At 68.6% G+C, this 17,581-nt stretch carries 14 protein-coding genes; 5 read left to right on the forward strand and 9 right to left on the reverse strand.

What is annotated here, in order from left to right:
• Positions 1 to 113: 113 nt before the first annotated feature.
• A complete protein-coding gene (locus JJL56_RS25945) occupies positions 114 to 548 on the reverse strand; it encodes a transposase (protein ID WP_200486845.1) in 435 nt (144 codons plus the stop codon).
• 216 nt (positions 549 to 764) lie between these two features.
• Between JJL56_RS25945 and JJL56_RS25950 the strand changes: the two genes are divergently transcribed.
• Positions 765 to 2,576, forward strand: coding sequence for a carbon starvation CstA family protein (locus JJL56_RS25950; protein ID WP_200486846.1), 1,812 nt, complete (start codon positions 765 to 767; stop codon positions 2,574 to 2,576).
• 228 nt (positions 2,577 to 2,804) lie between these two features.
• Positions 2,805 to 4,058 (forward strand): MFS transporter, encoded by a 1,254-nt coding sequence (locus JJL56_RS25955; RefSeq protein WP_200486847.1) that lies wholly within the window; start codon positions 2,805 to 2,807, stop codon positions 4,056 to 4,058.
• A gap of 6 nt (positions 4,059 to 4,064) precedes the next feature.
• On the opposite strand, the gene JJL56_RS25960 is transcribed toward JJL56_RS25955, so the two are convergent.
• The 4 genes from JJL56_RS25960 to pdxR form a co-directional block, all read right to left on the reverse strand.
• Positions 4,065 to 5,210 carry an osmoprotectant NAGGN system M42 family peptidase gene (locus JJL56_RS25960; RefSeq protein ID WP_345772647.1) on the reverse strand — a complete coding sequence of 382 codons (1,146 nt, stop codon included), beginning with the start codon at positions 5,208 to 5,210 and terminating at the stop codon, positions 4,065 to 4,067.
• Between the two features lie 31 nt (positions 5,211 to 5,241).
• The gene (gene ngg, locus JJL56_RS25965; RefSeq protein ID WP_145624212.1) at positions 5,242 to 7,008 is read right to left on the reverse strand and encodes an N-acetylglutaminylglutamine synthetase; all 1,767 of its coding nucleotides are present in this window, start codon (positions 7,006 to 7,008) and stop codon (positions 5,242 to 5,244) included.
• A gap of 9 nt (positions 7,009 to 7,017) precedes the next feature.
• Complete coding sequence (locus JJL56_RS25970; RefSeq protein WP_200486848.1) at positions 7,018 to 8,793, reverse strand: N-acetylglutaminylglutamine amidotransferase; 1,776 nt, start codon at positions 8,791 to 8,793, stop codon at positions 7,018 to 7,020.
• A 313-nt stretch (positions 8,794 to 9,106) separates the two neighbouring features.
• Complete coding sequence (pdxR, locus tag JJL56_RS25975) at positions 9,107 to 10,549, reverse strand: MocR-like pyridoxine biosynthesis transcription factor PdxR (RefSeq protein WP_200486849.1); 1,443 nt, start codon at positions 10,547 to 10,549, stop codon at positions 9,107 to 9,109.
• Positions 10,550 to 10,649: 100 nt separating this feature from the next.
• On the opposite strand from pdxR, the gene JJL56_RS25980 reads away from it, so the two are divergent.
• Positions 10,650 to 11,375: a pyridoxamine 5'-phosphate oxidase family protein gene (locus JJL56_RS25980; protein WP_145624206.1), complete on the forward strand. Its 726-nt coding sequence runs from the start codon at positions 10,650 to 10,652 to the stop codon at positions 11,373 to 11,375.
• A gap of 9 nt (positions 11,376 to 11,384) precedes the next feature.
• Here JJL56_RS25980 and JJL56_RS25985 read toward each other — a convergent pair whose 3' ends face one another.
• The 3 genes from JJL56_RS25985 to JJL56_RS25995 form a co-directional block, all read right to left on the reverse strand.
• Positions 11,385 to 11,852 carry a DUF4112 domain-containing protein gene (locus JJL56_RS25985; protein WP_200486850.1) on the reverse strand — a complete coding sequence of 156 codons (468 nt, stop codon included), beginning with the start codon at positions 11,850 to 11,852 and terminating at the stop codon, positions 11,385 to 11,387.
• A 198-nt stretch (positions 11,853 to 12,050) separates the two neighbouring features.
• On the reverse strand, positions 12,051 to 12,611 hold the full coding sequence (locus JJL56_RS25990) for a hypothetical protein (RefSeq protein WP_145624202.1): 561 nt from the start codon (positions 12,609 to 12,611) through the stop codon (positions 12,051 to 12,053).
• Between the two features lie 79 nt (positions 12,612 to 12,690).
• Entirely contained in the window at positions 12,691 to 13,638 is a 948-nt protein-coding gene (locus JJL56_RS25995) for a LysR family transcriptional regulator (RefSeq protein ID WP_200486851.1), read from the reverse strand.
• Positions 13,639 to 13,763: 125 nt separating this feature from the next.
• Here JJL56_RS25995 and aptA point away from each other — a divergent pair, with 125 nt between their 5' ends.
• Together aptA and JJL56_RS26005 are read left to right on the forward strand one after the other, a co-directional pair.
• Positions 13,764 to 15,125 (forward strand): omega-aminotransferase AptA, encoded by a 1,362-nt coding sequence (gene aptA, locus JJL56_RS26000; protein ID WP_200486852.1) that lies wholly within the window; start codon positions 13,764 to 13,766, stop codon positions 15,123 to 15,125.
• A 28-nt stretch (positions 15,126 to 15,153) separates the two neighbouring features.
• Entirely contained in the window at positions 15,154 to 16,653 is a 1,500-nt protein-coding gene (locus JJL56_RS26005; protein WP_200486853.1) for a CoA-acylating methylmalonate-semialdehyde dehydrogenase, read from the forward strand.
• Positions 16,654 to 16,807: 154 nt separating this feature from the next.
• Here the strand turns inward: JJL56_RS26005 and JJL56_RS26010 are convergent, their stop codons facing one another.
• A complete protein-coding gene (locus JJL56_RS26010) occupies positions 16,808 to 17,566 on the reverse strand; it encodes a GntR family transcriptional regulator (RefSeq protein ID WP_145624194.1) in 759 nt (252 codons plus the stop codon).
• Between the last annotated feature and the right edge of the window lie 15 nt (positions 17,567 to 17,581).

Below are 17,581 nucleotides of genomic sequence, written 5' to 3' on the forward strand. Positions count from 1 at the left end.
AGCAGGATCACATTCCTGTTTGGCCGCGGATTTCCCGTGCCAAAGCGGCCCAATGGCGCCCGAAGTCGGGGTTTTTTTCCGCCGCTCGGCGGCCTGCGGGCGGATCTCGCCCATCAGTCCGCCCCGACGCCGGCGGCCCGGCGCAGGGTGTAGGCGCAGCAGGCGAGCAGGACCTGCACGTGATTGCGCGCTTGGGTGAAAAGGCGCAGGCGGCGCAAGCCGTACCGCTCCTTGAACACGGCGAACGGCTGCTCCACGGCGAAGCGGACCTGGGCAAGACGGCGGTTGCGTCGCTTGGGCCGGGGCGCCAAGACCGGATGGTGCGTCCGACAGCCCGCCGTGCCACAGCCCCAGCAGCAGGCAGCGCAGCAGCACCGGCGGTTATCGCGGAGCCCCCCGGCGTGCGAGCGTCGGTTGCGCAGGGACCGCGGCACCACCTCCAGCGCCGCCCAGTCCACCGCACCGGCGATCTGGTCCAGAACCCCGTTCTCCGGAGCCCGGACCAGACCGTCCGCCAACCTCAGCTGACCGCACACCCCAACACGCATGATCGCCCCCGTCCCGAGAAGCAAGGAAGGGAATCACGACTGAAGGCGTTCGGCGATTTCGCAAAGCCCTCCAGAGGGGAGAGGGATTATAACCCCCCACCGCTCATCCCCGCATTCCGACCGCTCGCCACGCCATGGCGCCGCTCCGGGGAGCGCACCACACGAGCGGCGCAACCGCTCCTACAGTGACGGCAGTTCCTTCCAAGGAGAGCTGTCATGGATCACGCCCTAACATTTGTGATCGCGACACTCTGCATCCTCGCCCTCTGCTACCGCTTCTACGGCGTGTTCTTTGTGCGCAAGGTGCTCCGTGCCGATGATTCCGAGGTGACGCCGTCCCACATCCTGGCCGACGGGCGAAACTATGTTCCCACCAAGAAGTGGGTGAACGCCGGCCAGCATTTCGCGGCGATCGCCGCCGCCGGCCCGCTGGTCGGCCCCGTGCTGGCCGCGCAGTTCGGCTATCTGCCGAGCTTCCTGTGGCTGCTGATCGGCTGCGTCATCGGCGGCGCGGTGCACGACACGGTCGTGCTGTTCGCCTCGATGAAGCACAAGGGCCAGTCCCTGTCGGAGGTCGCGAAGGCCGAACTCGGCCCGGTCGCCGGCTGGTGCACCGGTCTGGCGATGCTGTTCATCATCACCATCACCATGGCCGGCCTGTCGATGGTCGTCGTCCATGCGCTGGAGCGCAACGCCTGGGGCGCCTTCGCGGTCTTCATGACGATCCCGATCGCCGTGGCGCTCGGCCTCTACGAGAAGATCACCGGCTCGTCCAAGGGCGCCACGCAGGTCGGCATCGCCGCCATCGCCGCCTCCGTCTTCGCCGGCCCCTACATCCAGGGCACGGTGCTGGGCAACTGGCTGACGCTGCACGCCGAGACGGTCGCGCTGATCCTGCCGATCTACGCCTTCTTCGCCACCGCGCTGCCGGTGTGGATGCTGCTGACCCCGCGCGGCTACCTGTCGAGCTTCATGAAGATCGGCGTGTTCGGCGCGCTCGTCGTCGGCGTCGTCTTCATCAACCCGGAAATCCGTTTCCCGGCGCTCACCGACTTCATCCATGGCGGCGGCCCGGTGCTGGCCGGCCCGGTGTGGCCGTTCATCTCGATCACCATCGCCTGCGGCGCCATCTCCGGCTTCCACGCCTTCATCGGCTCGGGCACCACGCCGAAGCTGATCGACAAATGGAGCGACATCCGCACCGTGGCCTTCGGCGGCATGCTGGCGGAATGCGTGGTCGGCGTCATGGCGCTGATCGCCGCCACCTCCCTGCACCCGGCCGACTATTTCGCCATCAACTCCACGCCCGCCGCCTTCCAGGCCCTGAACATGCAGGTCGTCGATCTGCCGCGGCTCAGCCAGGAAATCGGCCTCGACCTCTACGGACGGACCGGCGGTGCGGTGACGCTTGCGGTCGGCATGACGGAAATCTTCACCCGCATCCCGTGGTTCGGCACGCTGGCCTCCTATTTCTTCCAGTTCGTCGTGATGTTCGAGGCGGTGTTCATCCTGACCGCCGTTGACAGCGGCACCCGCGTGGCCCGCTACCTGATCCAGGACCTGGGCGGCGACCTCTATGCCCCGCTGAAGCGTCTCGACTGGGTGCCCGGTTCGATCGCCGCGAGCGTGCTGGCCTGCGTGGCCTGGGGCTACCTGCTGACATCGGGCGACATCAACTCGGTGTGGGCGCTGTTTGGGGTGTCGAACCAGCTCATGGCCTCGGTCGGCCTGATCATCGGCGCCACGATCATCCTGCGCCTGGGCCAGAAGCGGGTCTACATGCTGACCTGCCTCGTCCCGCTGGCCTACCTGTTCGTGACGGTGAACTACGCCGGCTACTGGATGGTCACCAACGTCTACCTGAACCCGCTGGCCAAGGGCTACAACGTCTTCAACGCCGGCATCTCGATCATCATGCTGTCGCTCGGCTTCGTGATCCTGATCGCCGCGCTCAAGAAGTGGAAGGAACTCCTGCGCATCCGCAAGGACACCCTGCCTGAGACGCTGATCGCCACCCCGGCGGAATAGCCGGACACCGGGCAAGCCGCCCGGAGACGATCGGACGCTCAACCGGAAGAGGTATCGCTGCTCCCCCAGCGGTACCTCTTCTGTTATTCTGTGGAATGGCTGGGACGCCATCGAATCCGCGAATTACAAGGGTTGATTCGCCATTCGGCGGGTGCCATCCAAGTGCCGGCGCCGTGGCCTCCGGGCTGCGGCGCCGGTTTTTCGTGAAAGGAACAGGTGGTCGGACACATGCCGCAGGTTGCACGGTCGGTACTCTCGCTCCTGCTCGGGGTCGCATTCCTGATGCTGGGCAACGGCGCGCTCAGCACGCTCATCGGCCTGCGGCTGGCCGGCACGGACTCCGGCGCGGTCGCGGTGGGCCTGATCACCGCGGCCTTCTACACCGGGCTGACCGGCGGCTCCCTGTTCGCCCACCGGGTCATCACGCGGGTCGGCCACATCCGCGCCTTCGCCGCCTTCGCCTCCGTCCTGTCGGCGGCGGCGCTGTCGCACGCCCTGTTCGCCGCCGTGCCGCTGTGGACCCTGCTGCGGCTGGTCGAGGGCTTCTGCATGGCCGGCCTCTACATCTGCATCGAAAGCTGGCTGAACGGCACGGCCAACAACGAGACGCGCGGGCAGATCCTGTCGCTCTACATGGTCACCCTTTATGCCGCCTCGGCGGTGGGCCAGCAGCTTCTGCAGCTGGACGACGAGGCGGGCGTGCGCATCTTCATGATGATCGCCATCCTGCTGACGCTCGCCCTGGTGCCGGTGGCGCTGACCCGGACCACGCCGCCGACCCTGCCCAACGTCGAATCCTACGGCCTGCGGCGGCTGTACGAGGCGTCGCCGCTCGGCGTCGTCGGCGTCTTCATCAGCGGGACGGTGACCGGTTCCATCTACGGCCTCGCCCCGGTGTTCGGCGCGACCTCCGGCTTCGGGGTGTCGGGGACGGCGCTGTTCATGACGACCCTCATTCTGGGCGGCGTGGCGCTGCAATGGCCGCTGGGGCGGCTGTCGGACCGCTTCGACCGGCGCGCCGTCATCATCGGCCTGTCGGCGGCGCTGGCGCTCGTCAGCGTCGGCATGATCCTGGCGGAAGGAAGCGGGCGGCAGGAGACGCTGCTTCTGGTGGCGCCGCTGTTCGGCGGGCTGGCCTTCACGCTCTATCCGGTCTGCGCCGCCCACACCAACGACCACGCCGGGCCGGACAATGTGGTGTCGGTCAGCGGCGGCCTGATCCTCGCCAATTCGGTGGGGGCGATCATCGGGCCGCCGCTGGCCTCGGCCGCGATGAGTTTTGCCGGTCCGGAGGCGCTGTTCGGCTTCATCGCGGCGGGGTCGGGGTCGGCGACGCTCTACGGCCTGTGGCGCACGCGGATGCGTCCGCCGCCGCCCGCCGAGGCGCAGGCCAGCTTCCGCCCGCTGCCCCAAACGACGCCGACCGTCACCCCGCTCGACCCGCTGGGGCCGCCCCGGCCGGAGCCGGCGCCGGGGGATTGAGGCAGCTTACTCTTCGACCTTCGCCGGTGCGGTGGGTTGCCAGGGGAAGGCGCCCATCGGTCCCATGCCGACGCGGTCGCGCGGGATCGCCACGTCGCTCTGCATGTAGAGCGCGATCAACTCGGCCAGCGAGCGCAGCGAGTCCGCGTGGATGCGCTCATAGCCGTGGGAGCTGTCGATGCCGAAACAGACCAGCGCCGTACGGATGTCGTTGCCCGCCTCGATGGCGGCGGCGCTGTCGCAGCGGTAATAGCGGAAGACGTCGCGCTGGTGCTCGATGTCGTGCTGCTGGCACAGCGACAGCAGCTTGTGCGTCAGGTGATAGTCGAAGGGGCCGGTGCTGTCGGCCATGGCGACGGTCACGCCGAACTCGCGGCTGTTCTGTCCCATGGCGGTGGTGCCGTTGTCGATGGTCACCATCTCCGCCACGTCCTTGTGCAGGACCGACGAGGCGCCGGACCCGACCTCCTCCGAGATGGTCAGCAGCAGGTGGCAGTCCACCGGCAGCGGCAGCTTGGCGTCCAGGACCGCCTTGGCGGCGGCGAAGATCACCGCCACGCCCGCCTTGTCGTCGAGATGGCGGGAGTTGATGAAGCCGCTGGCGTCGAACTCCGCCTGCGGGTCGATCGCCACGAAGTCGCCGACGTTGAAGCCGTGGACCTGCAATTCCGCCAGGGTTTCGCAGCGGGCGTCCACCCGGATCTCCAGGTTGGTCCAGGCCACCGGCTGGGTGTCGATCTCCTCGTTGAAGGTGTGGCCGGACGCCTTCAGCGGCAGGATGGTGCCGCGGTAGCTGCCCTTGTCGGTGTAGACGGTGCAGCGCGCCCCTTCGGCGAAGCGCGCCGACCATGTGCCGATGGGAACGACCTCCAGCCGGCCGTTCGCCTTCAGCATCTTCACCTGGGCGCCCAGCGTGTCGAGATGGGCGACCACGGCGCGGTCGGGGCTGTACTGCCGCCCCGCCAGATCGGCGCGGATCGCGCCGCGCCGGGTCAGCTCGAAGGGAATGCCCAGACGGTGCAACTCGTCGCCGCAGAAATGCACGATCTGGTCGGTGTATCCGGTCGGGCTCGGGATCTCCAGCAGGCGGCGGAGAAGGCCCGTCAGATAGTCCATGTCGATGACCGGCCGGACGATTCCGGTCCGCGTCAAGGCTGCCTGCTCCATACCACCTCCTGAACGGTCACGCCCGCGGATCGACCGCGGAGTAGGGGAAGAGAAGATCGAGGAAGCGTTCGGCGGTCGGTTGCGGTTCGTGGTTGGCAAGGCCGGGCCGCTCGTTCGCCTCGATGATCGCGTAGTCGGACCCCAGCAGGTCGGGGATCAGAAGATCCAGGCCGACCACCGGAATGTCGAGCGCGCGCGCCGCCTCCACCGCCGCCTCCACCACGCGGTGGTGCAGGCGGTCTGTGATGTCGTGCAGCGTGCCGCCCGTGTGCAGGTTGGCCGTCTTGCGAACGGCCAGCGTCTGCCCCTCCGGAAGGACCGAGTCCATGGAGAAACCGGCGTCCCGCACGCAGCGTTCCGTCTCCTCGTCCATCGGAATGCGGCTTTCCCCGCCGGTGGCGGCGGCGCGGCGGCGGCTCTGCGCCTCGATCAGCTGTGAGATCTTGCGGTCGCCGGTGCCGACGATCTCCGCCGGGCGGCGCACCGCGGCGGCGACGACGCGGTAGTCGATGACCAGGATGCGCACATCCTGGCCCTGCACGAACTGCTCCAGCAGCACCGTGTCGCAGATCTTCTTGGCCTTGCCGATGGCCCAGGCCAGAGTCTCCGCGTCGCGCACGTCCACGGTGATGCCCTGGCCCTGCTCGCCGCGGGCGGGCTTCACCACGACGCTGCCGTGGCGCTCCAGGAAGGCGGCGTTGTCGTCCATGCCGTCAGCGGTCATCTGGTCCGGCACCGACAGGCCGGCCCGCAGCAGCGTGCGCCGGGTCACCGCCTTGTCGTCGCAGCGGAACAGCGCCACGGCCGAGGTCAGCTCGCTGAGGCTTTCGCGGCACAGGATGCTGCGCCCGCCGAAGCTGAGGCGGAACAGGTTGGACTCCGCGTCCACCACCTCCACCGCGATGCCGCGGCGCCGGGCCTCGTTGATGATGATCATGGCGTAGGGGTTGAGGCTGGCCTCCACCGCCGGGCCGGCGAACAGCTTCTCGTTGATCGGGTTCTTGGTCTTCAGCGCGAAGACCGGCACCCGCCGGAAGCCCAGCTTCTCGTACAGCGCGATGGCGTTCGCGTTGTCGTGCAGGACCGACAGGTCCATGAAGCTGCGCCCGCGCTCCTTGAAATGCTCGGCCAGCGCGCGGACCAGCGCCTCGCCGATGCCGGGATAGGCCGCCTGCGGATCGACCGCCAGGCACCACAGGGAGGAACCGTTCTGCGGGTCCTTGAAGGCGCGGGCGTGGTCTACCCCGGTGACCGATCCGATCACCGCCCCGCTGACCGGATCGGTGGCGATCAGGTGGGTCAACACGCGGCTGTCACGCTCTCCCCACCAGAATTCCGGGTCCATCGTGACCATGCCACGCGCGCCGTAGATGCGGTTCACGGCGTCGGCGTCCTGGCGGCCGCGTGGCGGCTCGATGGTGAAGCCGCGGGTCTCCATGCCGGGCCGGAAGCCGGCCAGCCGCAGACGGTAGGTGTGCGAGGGGTCGAGGAACAGCTCGTTCGGCGCCTGGGAGAGCGCGACATGCGGGTCCTCCAGGTACAGCGCGATGTCGCGCCGTCCCGGTCCCTCCTGCCGCATGGCCTCGATCAGCTTTCCGACATCGGGAAAGGTGTTGGCGAACAGCAGGCGTCCCCAGCCGCAATTCACCACTGCGCACGGTATCGGCCCGGTTCCCGCCCCCGTCCGGCGGCTCGGGCGCGGCGCGTCCTCGTCCATCAGGGCGGACACCAGGGCGCGTTCGATGCGGAAGGCCGTTTCGTTGCGGTTCTGTATCATCGTCATCTTGCTGTGTCAGATCCCGTGGGTTTGCAGCCAGAATTCCAGCAGGGCGGCCTGCCAGAGCTTCGAGCCGCGAAGCGGCGTGATGTGGGTTTCCGGATCGCTGAAAAGGCGATCCAGATAAGCCGGCTGGAACAGCGCACGTTCCCGCGCGGCGGGCTGGTTCAGCACGTCGCGCACCAGCTCCAGATAAGGGCCGCGGAGATACTTCAGCGCCGGAACCGGGAAATAGCCCTTGGGCCGGTCGATGACCTCGGAGGGGACCACCCGGCGGGCCGACTCCTTCAGCACGTATTTGCCGCCGTCACGCAGCTTCAGCTCCGGTGGGACGCGGGCGGCGAGTTCGACCAGATCGTGGTCGAGGAAGGGCACGCGCCCCTCCAACCCCCAGGCCATGGTCATGTTGTCCACCCGCTTCACCGGGTCGTCCACCAGCATGACCGTGGTGTCGAGGCGCAGCGCCTTGTCCACCGGGCGGTCGGCACCGGGCCGGGCGAAGTGGGCGGCGACAAAAGCGCTGGCCGCGTCCTCGTCGGTGAGATATTGCGGGTTCAGCGCCTCGGCCATTTCCGCGCGGTTGCGGTCGAAGAAGACGCGGGCGTAGGTGGACAGCGGATCGATCGCCTCCATCATTGGCGGGTACCAATGGTAGCCCGCGAAGATCTCGTCGGCGCCCTGGCCGCTCTGTACCACCTTCACATGCTTGGACACCTCCTGCGACAGCAGGAAGAAGCCGATGGCGTCGTGGCTGACCATCGGCTCCGACATCGCCCGCACGCAGTCCTGAAGGGCGGGCAGGGCGCGGCTGCTGTCGATGAACAGCTTGTGATGGTCGGTCTGGAAGCGCTGGGCGATCAGGTCTGAATACTGGAACTCGTCGCCCTTCTCCTGCCCCACCGTCTCGAAGCCGATGGAGAAGGTCTGCAGGCCGGTCTGTCCGGCTTCCGCCAGCAGGGCGACGATGACGGAGCTGTCCAGCCCGCCCGAGAGCAGCACGCCGACCGGCACGTCGGCGACCAGACGCCGCTCCACCGCCTTGCGCAGCGTGGACAGAACGGCGTCCTGCCAGTCGTTCTCCGACATGCGCTCGTCGCCGGGCTGCGGGCCGAAGACCGGCTCCCAATAGGTTTCCTCGGTGCGGCGCCCGTCCGGCTCCAGCGTCAGCAGCGTGGCCGGCGGCAGCTTGCGCACGCCCTTCAGGATGGTCCCCGGCGCCGGAACGACGGCGTGGAAACTCATGTATTGGTAGAGCCCCACCGGATCGATCGCGGTGTCGATGTCGCCGCCGGCCAGCAGGGCGGGCAGGGTGGAGGCGAAGCGCAGCCGCCCCGCCGTCTCCGACAGGTAGAGCGGCTTGATGCCCAGCCGGTCGCGGCCCAGCGTGACGCGCCCGCTGTCGCGCTCCCAGATGGCGAAGGCGAACATGCCGTAGAGCCGCTCGACGAAGCGGCGACCCCAGGCGTGATAGGCTTTCAGCAGGACTTCGGTGTCGCCGTGCGAGAAGAAGCGGTAGCCCTTGGCTTCCAGCTCCGCCCGCAGTTCCGGGTAATTGTAGATGCAGCCGTTGAAGACGATGCCGAGGCCCAGTTCGGGGTCGGTCATCGGCTGCTGCGCCGCTTCGGACAGGTCGATGATGCTCAGCCGCCGGTGGCCGAAGGCCATCCGGCCATGGGCGAAGACGCCTTGCCCGTCGGGGCCGCGCAACGCCAGGGCTTCGGTCATCGAGCCGACCGCGGACGCGGAGGCCGGGCGAGAATCGAAGCGGATTTCCCCGCTGATGCCGCACATTGTAAGAAAAATCTCCGTATTCGAATGGACTGGACGCCGGCAAAAAACGCCTGGAGACGGCGAAGGACCGGCGCCACCCCTCAACAGGCGTGCAGCTTGATCGTCGCAAGGTTGGGGCCTGCCTTGCACAGGGTATCGGGAGTAGGGCGCGCCGAACGACGGGAGGGGAGTGGGCCGAAAACGGGGTATCCGGGTTACCCCATAGGGACGGGATTGCCGCGCGGCCGGGGAAAGCCAGGGGGTGTGGCGCCGGGCGGCGCATTGGCGGATGTAGGCTTTTCGGGATTAACTCGTCTGCGTCCGAAAATGAGGATTAGACGTCTAATCGTGCAGCCGCCAACGCGGCGGCCAGTTCGCGGGCGGCGTGGCGCAGGGCTCCCGGCTCGTGGCCGGTGAATCCCAGCATCAGCGCCTGCAACGGTGGGACGGCGATGTGCATCGGGCTGACCGGGCGGACGGCAATGCCGCGCCGGGCCGCCACCGCCTCGACGTCGCGGTCCGACAGGCCGGGGCGCAGCCTCGCGATCAGCTTCATACCTTGCTCCGGCACCTCCGCCTCCATCCAGGGAGAGAGGTGGCCGCGGATGGCGTCGGCCAGCGCGTCCCGCGCGGTCGTGTAGCGGCGGCGCATGCGCCGCAGGTGCGGACCGAAGTGCCCTTCCTCCAGGAAATCCGTCACCACACCCGTATAGAGCGTTGCCGGGTGCCAGTCGGTCAGGCGGCGCATCGTGAGCACCGGGTCCAGCAGTTCGGGCGGCAGGACGGCGTAGCCCAGCCTGAGACCGGGAAACAGGACCTTGCTGAAGGTGCCGACGTAGATGACCCGCCCGCCGCCGTCGATCCCCTGGAGCGAGGCGAGCGGGCGGCCCGCGTAGCGGAACTCGCTGTCGTAATCGTCCTCCAGCACCCAGGCGCCGGCCGCGCGCGCCCAGGCCAGAAGCTCCATCCGCCGGGCCATCGACAGCACGACCCCCAGCGGGTAGTGGGAGGACGGGGTGACATAGGCCAGCCGGGCGTCCGGCGCCGCGGCGACGCCCGCCGCCACCTCCAGCCCCTGCCCATCGACGGGCACCGGCACGACGCGCGCCCGCGCGGCCTCCAGGGCGGCGCGCACCGCGGGGTAGCAGGGGTCCTCCAGCCACACCGGATCGCCGGGCCGCAGCAGAACGCGCAGCACGAGGTCGATGGCCTGTTGGGCGCCGGCGGTGATCACCACCTGCTCCGGCTCGCAGCGAACCGCCCGCGCGGTTTTCAGATAGCGGGCAATGGCCTGCCGCAGCGCCGCCGGGCCGCCGGGCTCGCCGTAGCCGAGCATCTCCGGGTCTGGCCGTTGCAGGTGCCGCAGGGTCAGGCTGCGCCAGATTCGCAAACTGCGCTCGTCCAGCGCGCAGCGCCCCGTGCTGAAGGGAAGGGTGCCGAAGGGGTTGGCCGGTGGCGGCGGGGAGGGCATTTGGCGGGGCGGTTCCGGCGGCGAAATCTCCAGCCCGTCCGGCAGGTCGCAGGACACGAAGCTGCCCGCCCCGACGCGCCCTTCGATGAAGCCCTCGGCCAGAAGCTGCTCATAGGCGGCGACCACCGTGTTGCGGGCGACGCCGAGCCGTTCGGCCAGGGCGCGCGTCGGTGGCAACTTCCCGCCGGGCGGCAGGGCGCCGGACAGGATGGCCCGGCGCAGCTCCCGGTAGACTTGCCGCAGCAGCGGCTCGCCGCCCGTCCGGTCAATGGGCAGGAGCATGAGGTCGGACAGATCGGCGGGCATCGGATTGGTCCGGTCGACAAGGTCGCAATTGGCTCTCACGCCGGACCAATGGCTAGGCTCTAATGGTGCCGTTGTCCACCGCCGCGAAGAGAGTTCCGCGATGTCCGAGGCCGTTCCGTCCGACAGCTATCCCGTCACCGACCGCAACCGGGTGAAGCGCCTGCACGAGCGGGGGCGCTATGATCGGGAGTCCGTTCACGCTATCCTCGACGCCGCGATGATCGCGCACATCGCCTACGTCGTCGACGGCCAGCCCTACTGCACTCCCACGGCCTTCTGGCGGGAGGGCGAACATCTCTATTGGCACGGCTCCTCGGCCAGCCGGATGCTGCGGTCGCAGCGCGACGGCCTGCCGGTCTGCCTGACCGTGACGCATCTCGACAGCCTCGTGTTGGCCCGCTGCGGGTTCAACCATTCGGCGGATTACCGGTCGGCCATGTGCTTCGGCACCGCGCGCATCGTGGAGGAGCCGGAGGCCAAGGCCCGCGCGCTCGACGCCATGGTCGACCGCTTCTATCCGGGGCGCAGCGCCGAGTTGCGGGCCAGCACGGTGCAGGAAATCAAGGCGACCATGGTCGTCGGCATGGAGATCGAGGAGGCGAGCGCCAAGGTCCGGAGCAAAGGCCTGTCCGACGAGGGGGAGGACATGCGTCTGCCCGTCTACACCGCCCGCTACCCGGTGGTTCAGGTGATCGGCGCTGCCGAGCCCTGCCCGCGGCTTCCCGCCGATACGCCGGTCCCGCCGGGGCTGGCGGGATTCACCGCCGGCCGCCGGCTGGACGAGTTGATGGTGGAGAACCACCGCATCAGGTTCGGCGGGGAGTAGCGCGCTCCGTCACCGCGTCCGGCGCCACTCGCCATCGATGGTGTAGGGCGCCGAGCGGCGGCGATGATGGGGCCGGTCGCCCTGCGGGGGCTGGCGGTCCAGATGTTCGGCCAGGATCGCCATGTTCTTGCGGTTGGCCTTCCAGAACACGTCGGCGATGTTGCCGGCGACCGGGACGGCGCTGATCAGGCTGTCCATCGCCACGTTGCCGACCATGCGCAGCAGCTTGCCGCGCGGCACGCCGAGCCTCCAGGCCTCGCGGATGAGATAGCCGGACACCGCCGTGGTGGCGAGATTGCCGAAGCCGGGCACCAGACCCAGCATCGCGTCGGCGCCGAAGGTGATGTTGGTGCCCGGCACGCGGACGGCGCTGTCCATCATCCGCGCCAGCCATTCCAACCGCCGGCGCGCCGCAAAATGCGCCGTCTCACCGTAAGCGGAACCGTACTGGAAAGAGGAAAAAGACGTATCGGTCATACGGACCCTCCAGAAGGGGACGGCTGCACCGTCCGCTCAAGTGAAGGGCTCCGACATCGCGGTCCGTACCATGTGGACCGCCAGAGGGGCCCGGAGCCAGTCCCGCACAGATGGCCCGGTTCTTCCGCCCGCGCAAGACCCGCCCGGTATATTTTCGTATGAGTACGATGGAATCATCCCCAATTTATCGGGGCTCCGTCACAGCAGCATTAGGAACGCCGGCAGGCCGCCCAGAACCGCCCCTTGGGAGCCACCCCACAAAACGTCGCCCTGCTCCACCGACCGGCGCAGCGCCGGGTTGGTGCCGCGCAACTGGCACAGGGCGAAGATGGCGGCGTTCATCGCTCCGGCCAGCGCGAACCACAAGATCCAGGGCGGCATGCCGCCGAGCCAAACGGCGGGGGCGAGCATCAGGGCGGTGCGCCCGGTCCAGGACAGACCGCGGAAGACCAGCGCGTCCCATGACCAGCAGCCGGCTTGGCCGACCGGACCGAAGGGGAGGAGATGCTGCCCGATGAGCGTCGCTCCGGCGGTGGCGGCACCGACGACCAGCGCCCGGTCTATCGGCATGGCCAGCGACCACAGGGCGGTGCTGAGCAGGGTCGCCGGAACGCCCCAAAGCAGCAGGCGGGACAGGGCTCCCGTCTGGCGGCTGAGCGCGCTGAGAAAGAAGCTGCCGAGCAGGGAACAGGTGACGGTGAGAAGGACGGCGGCGAACAGCAGGTAGTCGATGATGAACTGTTCGGTCAGCATCACCATGGCCGCGCTCCCCCATCGGTTCTTTGTTCGTATTCCCCTCAATTACGGTGGGGCGTGAGGGGGCCGGCGTCAATGAAAATCACCCTTGTTTTTGGGGTCCGCCTTCTCCCTCCAGCCCCGTCCGTCTCAGCAGGTCGAGAAACCGTTCCAGCACCAGATTGGGCTGCGCGCCCTTCTTGGTGACCGCCTGGAACTCCTGGGCGTAATGGAAGCGCTCCGGCAGCAGGGCGCGCATCGCGCCGCGCTCGACCCATTGCCGCGCGTAATGGGTGGGCAGGAAGCCGACGTAGCAGCCGGTCAGGATCAGGAAGGCCACGCCCTCGCGGTCGGTCGCGGTGGCGGTGGCGGTCAGCGCCTGCTGCACCCCCGCCGCCTCCGGCACCTGCTGCGCCTCGGTCGGGGCCACGGCGTCGGCGGCCTCCACCGCGGCGTCAGGCACCGTCTGCGCATCGAACAGCGAATGGCCGCGCCCGCAGTAAAGGTGTGACTCCTCCTGGTACAGCGGCAGACGGTCCAAGCCGGGCAGGGCGCGGCGCGCGGGCACGACGCCGACATGCAGGCGCCCGTCCAGCACGCCGCGCTCGATCTCGTTGGGCGGGATCATGCGGATGTTCACCCGCACCTCCGGCCCCTGCTGCTTCAGGCCGCGCAGCGCGTCGGTAACGCGCATCTTCGGCATGGTGACGAGGTTGTCGGTGATGCCGATGTTCAATTCGCCGCGCAGCCGCCCGTGCGCCGCGTTGATCTCGCTGCGGAAGCTCTCCAGCCCGGCGAACAGGCGCAGCGCCGCCTCGTAGGCCATGCGCCCATCGTCGGTCAGCAGGAAGCCCGCCCGCCCGCGCCGGCACAGCCGCAGCCCCAGCCGCCGTTCCAGATCGGCCATGTGCAGGCTGATGGCGGCGCGGCTGATGTTCAGCTCCACCTCCGCCGCGGAAAAGCCGCCGCACTCCACCACCGTCTTGAAGACGCGCAGCAGGCGCAGGTCGGCGTCGTTGAGGCCGCTCAAGGGGCGGGCGGGCTTGGTCATGGATAGGTAAGTGGATGTTTGCGTAAGGTTTGAATGGTTTGGATTTAACCGCAACCAAGCCTCCGCGCACACTGTTTTCCGGAACGATCCCCGACGCCCACCCGAACCAGCAGGAGTGCCGCCCGATGCCGCCGTTGGACGAGAGCCAGAAAGCCGGAACCGCCCCGACCGTCGGGCTGACGCGCGAGGAGCTGGACGCCCACTGGATGCCCTTCACGGCGAACCGCGAGTTCAAGGCGAACCCGCGCCTGATCGCCCGCGCCGAGGGGGCTTGGTATTGGGACGCCGAGGGGCGGAAGATCTACGACAGCCTCTCCGGCCTGTGGTGCTGCGGCGCCGGGCACAGCCGCCGCGAGATCAGCGAGGCGGTGGCCCGCCAGATCGGAGAGCTGGACTACAGCCCGGCCTTCCAGTTCGGCCACCCCGCCGCCTTCAAGCTGGCGCACAAGCTGGCCTCGATGACGCCGGCCGGGCTCGACCATGTGTTCTTCGTCAATTCGGGGTCGGAAGCGACCGATACGTCGCTGAAGATGGCGCGGGCCTATTGGCGGCTGAAGGGCCAGCCGACCAAGACCAAGCTGATCGGCCGGTCGAAGGGCTATCACGGCGTCAATTTCGGCGGCATCAGCCTGGGCGGCATCGGCGGCAACCGCAAACTGTTCGGCTCGGGCGTCGAGGCCGACCATCTGCCGCACACGCTGCTGCCGCAGAACGCCTTCACCAAGGGCCTGCCGGAGCAGGGCGCCGAACTGGCCGACGCGCTGGAGGAGCTGGTTGCCCTGCACGACGCCTCCAACATCGCCGCGGTGATCGTGGAGCCGCTGGCCGGCTCGGCGGGCGTGCTGCCGCCGCCCAAGGGCTATCTGAAGCGGCTGCGGGAGCTGTGCGACAAGCACAACATCCTGCTGATCTTCGACGAGGTGATCACCGGCTTCGGCCGCATGGGGGCCGCCTTCGGCGCCGACGCCTTCGGCGTGGTCCCCGACATCATGAACGTCGCCAAGGGCCTGACCAACGGCGCGGTGCCGATGGGGGCGGTCGTCGCCAGCCAGGAGATCTACCGGACCTTCATGGACAACGGCGGCGCCGACTACATGGTCGAGTTCCCGCACGGCTACACCTACTCCGCCCACCCCGTTGCCTGCGCCGCCGGCCTCGCCGCGCTGGAGCTGTTCGAACGGGACCGGCTGGCCGAGAAGGCGGCGGCGCTCGCCCCGCATTTCGAGACGGTGCTGCACGGGCTGAAGGGGCTGAAACACGTCACCGACATCCGCAACTACGGGCTATGCGGCGCGGTGCAGATCGCGGCCCTGCCGGGCGAGCCCGCCCGCCGCCCCTACGAAATCGCCATGCAGTGCTGGAAGGCGGGCTTCTACGTCCGCTTCGGCGGCGACACGCTGCAGTTCGGCCCGCATTTCATCAGCGAGCGCGAAGACCTCGACCGGCTGATGAACGCCGTTTCCGACGCCATCCAGGCGACCGCCTGAGCCATCGACGGAGGACAATGGAAGAGCCATGACTCTCGTTCCGCACCTCATCGGCGGCAGGGCCGACGCCCCCGCCGAGACCCGCAGCGCCGCCATCGTGAACCCGGCGACGGGCGAGACCGTCGGCCGCGTCCCGCTGGCCAGCCGCGCCACCGTGGAATCGGCCATTGCCGCCGCAGAGGCCGCATTCCCGGCGTGGCGGGCAACGCCGCCGGCCAAGCGGGCGCGGGTGATGTTCCGCTTCCGCCAATTGCTGGAGGACAACGCCGACCGCATCTGCGCGGCGATCACGCGGGAGCACGGCAAGACGTTGGAGGACGCCCGCGGCGAGCTGACCCGCGGCATCGAGAACGTCGAATATGCCTGCGGCATCGCCGATCTGCTGAAGGGTAAGCATTCCAAGAATGTCGGACCGGGCATCGACAGCTGGTCGGAGTTCCAGCCGCTGGGCGTCGTGGCGGGCATCACGCCCTTCAACTTCCCGGCGATGGTCCCGCTGTGGATGTTTCCGGTCGCCGTGGCCTGCGGCAACAGCTTCATCCTGAAGCCGTCGGAGCGCGACCCCAGCGCCTCCCTGCTCGTCGCGCAACTTGCCCAGGAGGCGGGCCTGCCGCCGGGAGTGCTGAACGTCGTCCACGGCGACAAGGAGGCGGTCGACACGCTGCTGACCGACCCGCGCGTCCAGGCGGTCAGCTTTGTCGGCTCCACCCCGGTCGCCGAGTATGTCTACGCCACCGGCACCGCCCATGGGAAACGGGTGCAGGCATTGGGCGGGGCCAAGAACCACGCCATCGTCATGCCCGACGCCGACCTCGACAACGCGGTCAGCGCGATCATGGGGGCGGCCTACGGCTCCTGCGGGGAGCGTTGCATGGCGATCTCCGTGGTCGTCGCGGTGGGCGATGAAACCGCCGACCGCGTGGTGGTGATGCTGGCGGAGCAGGTGCGCGCCCTCAAAGTCGGGGCGGGGACCGGCGCCGGCTGCGACATGGGTCCTCTGGTCACCCGCGCCCATTTTGAGAAGGTGAAGGGCTTTGTCGACCAGGGCGTCGCCGAAGGGGCGGAGTTGGTGGTCGACGGCCGCGGGCTGGTGGTGCCGGGGAACGAGGGCGGCTTCTTCCTCGGCGGCTGCCTGTTCGACCGGGTGACGCCGGACATGAGAATCTACCGGGAGGAGATCTTCGGCCCGGTCCTCTGCGTCGTGCGCGTGGCGACGATGCAGGAGGGCATGGATCTGATCGACGCCCACGAGTACGGCAACGGCACCTGCCTGTTCACCCGCGACGGCGAGGCCGCGCGCTACTTCACCGACGCGATCAAGGTCGGCATGGTCGGGGTGAATGTGCCGTTGCCGGTGCCGGTGTCCTACCACAGCTTCGGCGGCTGGAAGCGGTCGCTGTTCGGCGATCTGGCGGCCTACGGGCCGGACGGCGTGCGCTTCTACACCCGGCGCAAGACGATCACCCAGCGCTGGCCGGCGGGCGGCGTGCGCGAAGGTGCGCAGTTTTCCTTCCCGTCGATGAAGTGAGCGGAGCGTGTTTCCCCTCTCCCCTCTGGGGAGAGGGGCAGGGTGAGGGGGTGCGCGTGTCGGGGCGTTCGGCACAAGCGCAACCCCCTCACCGGCCCTCCGGGCCACCCTCTCCCCAAAGGGGAGAGGATTAAAGCACGGTCTTTCAGCCGCTCTACATCAACGGCAAACCATCCTTGAACGCGGCCTTGACATCGGCGCCCCGGACCTCGGCCAGCCGCAGCCAGTCGAGGAAATCGCCGTGCCGCTCGACATGGGCGGCCAGACCCAGCGTGTGCTCGCGCGCCAGACGCTCGGCCAGTTCGCCGTCGCGCCGCTCCAGCGCCCGGATGATGTCGCGGTGCTCGTGCATCGACTGTTCGGCCCGGTTGTCCTGCCGGATCGACAGCTTGCGGATGGCCCGCATGTGGATGAACAGGTTGTCGGTCAGCGTTTCCAGGATGCGCGCCCGGCTGAGGCGGATGATCGCCTTGTGGAACTCGATGTTGGCGTCGGAATATTCCTGGATGTTGTCGGAGGGCGCCTGCTCCTCGAAGCTGCGGAAGATGTCCCACAGCGTGCCGATGTCCTCCTCGGTGGCGCGTTCGGCGGCGAGGCGGGTCGCCATGCTCTCCAGCGCCGCCCAGGCGATGATCATCTCGATGATCTCGGTCTTGGTCTTGCGGACGATGTAGATCCCCCGCCGCGGCTCCAGCCGCACCAGCCCCTCCTGCTCCAGCAGGGTCAGGGCCTCGCGGATCGGGGTCCGGCTGACGCCCAGCAGGCCGCTTAGCTGGCGTTCGTCCAGCCGGACGTCGCCGGGGTGGTCGTAGATGTCCATCTGGATGATGGCTTGCTTCAATCGTCGATAAACCTGGTTGCGAAAGGTGGCGCCGGAATCCAGGGGCTGGACGGACAGTTCGGGTGGCGGCATCGGGCTGCTCCTTCG

The organism is Azospirillum aestuarii (assembly GCF_016632405.1).
Lineage (GTDB): Bacteria > Pseudomonadota > Alphaproteobacteria > Azospirillales > Azospirillaceae > Azospirillum > Azospirillum aestuarii.

Bases quoted from the DNA above. Each gene is read 5' to 3' on its own strand.
- JJL56_RS25945 (WP_200486845.1), bottom strand. From the start codon at position 548: ATGCGTGTTGGGGTGTGCGGTCAGCTGAGGTTGGCGGACGGTCTGGTC.
- JJL56_RS25950 (WP_200486846.1), top strand. From the start codon at position 765: ATGGATCACGCCCTAACATTTGTGATCGCGACACTCTGCATCCTCGCC.
- JJL56_RS25955 (WP_200486847.1), top strand. From the start codon at position 2,805: ATGCCGCAGGTTGCACGGTCGGTACTCTCGCTCCTGCTCGGGGTCGCA.
- ngg (WP_145624212.1), bottom strand. From the start codon at position 7,008: ATGACGATGATACAGAACCGCAACGAAACGGCCTTCCGCATCGAACGC.
- JJL56_RS25970 (WP_200486848.1), bottom strand. From the start codon at position 8,793: ATGTGCGGCATCAGCGGGGAAATCCGCTTCGATTCTCGCCCGGCCTCC.
- pdxR (WP_200486849.1), bottom strand. From the start codon at position 10,549: ATGCCCGCCGATCTGTCCGACCTCATGCTCCTGCCCATTGACCGGACG.
- JJL56_RS25980 (WP_145624206.1), top strand. From the start codon at position 10,650: ATGTCCGAGGCCGTTCCGTCCGACAGCTATCCCGTCACCGACCGCAAC.
- JJL56_RS25985 (WP_200486850.1), bottom strand. From the start codon at position 11,852: ATGACCGATACGTCTTTTTCCTCTTTCCAGTACGGTTCCGCTTACGGT.
- JJL56_RS25990 (WP_145624202.1), bottom strand. From the start codon at position 12,611: ATGGTGATGCTGACCGAACAGTTCATCATCGACTACCTGCTGTTCGCC.
- JJL56_RS25995 (WP_200486851.1), bottom strand. From the start codon at position 13,638: ATGACCAAGCCCGCCCGCCCCTTGAGCGGCCTCAACGACGCCGACCTG.
- aptA (WP_200486852.1), top strand. From the start codon at position 13,764: ATGCCGCCGTTGGACGAGAGCCAGAAAGCCGGAACCGCCCCGACCGTC.
- JJL56_RS26005 (WP_200486853.1), top strand. From the start codon at position 15,154: ATGACTCTCGTTCCGCACCTCATCGGCGGCAGGGCCGACGCCCCCGCC.
- JJL56_RS26010 (WP_145624194.1), bottom strand. From the start codon at position 17,566: ATGCCGCCACCCGAACTGTCCGTCCAGCCCCTGGATTCCGGCGCCACC.